Origin of the sequence: Enterobacter sp. CCUG 70166 (genome assembly GCF_020224095.1) — a bacterium.
Taxonomy (GTDB): Bacteria; Pseudomonadota; Gammaproteobacteria; order Enterobacterales; family Enterobacteriaceae; genus Enterobacter; species Enterobacter intestinihominis.
In genome coordinates this window covers 1-1,057 of record NZ_NRIQ01000023.1, presented here as the reverse complement: position 1 = coordinate 1,057, position 1,057 = coordinate 1, and the positions used below count along the sequence as shown (strand labels likewise).

Genomic DNA, 1,057 nt, shown 5'->3' with positions numbered 1-1,057 from the left:
GGCTTTGTTGAATAAATCGAACTTTTGCTGAGTTGAAGGATCAGATCACGCATCTTCCCGACAACGCAGACCGTTCCGTGGCAAAGCAAAAGTTCAAAATCACCAACTGGCCCACCTACAATAAAGCCCTCATCAACCGTGGCTCCATAACTTTCTGGCTGGATGATGAAGCTATTCAGGCCTGGTATGAGTCGGCAACGCCTTCATCACGGGGAAGACCTCAGCGCTATTCTGATCTCGCCATCACCACCGTTCTGGTCATTAAACGCGTGTTCAGGTTGACCCTGCGGGCTGCACAGGGTTTTATTGATTCCATTTTTACACTGATGAATGTTCCGTTGCGCTGCCCGGATTACACCAGTGTCAGCAAGCGCGCAAAGTCGGTTAATGTCAGTTTCAAAACGTTCACCCGAGGTGAAATCGCGCATCTGGTGATTGATTCCACCGGGCTGAAGGTCTTTGGTGAAGGCGAATGGAAAGTCAAAAAACACGGCAAAGAACGCCGTCGTATATGGCGAAAGTTGCATCTGGCAGTTGACAGCAACACACATGAAATCATCTGTGCAGACCTGTCGCTGAACAATGTGACGGACTCAGAAGCCTTCCCGGGTCTTATCCGGCAGACTCACAGAAAAATCAGGGCAGCATCGGCAGACGGCGCTTACGACACCCGGCTCTGTCACGATGAACTGCGGCGTAAGAAAATCAGCGCGCTTATCCCGCCCCGAAAAGGTGCGGGTTACTGGCCCGGTGAATATGCAGACCGTAACCGTGCTGTTGCGAATCAGCGGCTGACCGGGAGTAATGCGCGGTGGAAATGGACAACAGATTACAATCGTCGCTCGATAGCGGAAACGGCGATGTACCGGGTAAAACAGCTGTTCGGGGGTTCACTGACGCTGCGTGACTACGATGGTCAGGTTGCGGAGGCTATGGCCCTGGTACGAGCGCTGAACAAAATGACGAAAGCAGGTATGCCTGAAAGCGTGCGTATTGCCTGAAAACACAACCCGCTACGGGGGAGACTTACCCGAAATCTGATTTATTCAACAAAGCC

At 51.9% G+C, this 1,057-nt stretch carries 1 protein-coding gene; it reads left to right on the top strand.

The genetic code is table 11. The annotated features are described in order from the left end of the window. Positions 1–32: 32 nt before the first annotated feature. Positions 33–1,001, top strand: coding sequence for an IS5 family transposase (locus CKK19_RS10390; protein ID WP_016151349.1), 969 nt, complete (start codon positions 33–35; stop codon positions 999–1,001). Positions 1,002–1,057 lie beyond the last annotated feature (56 nt).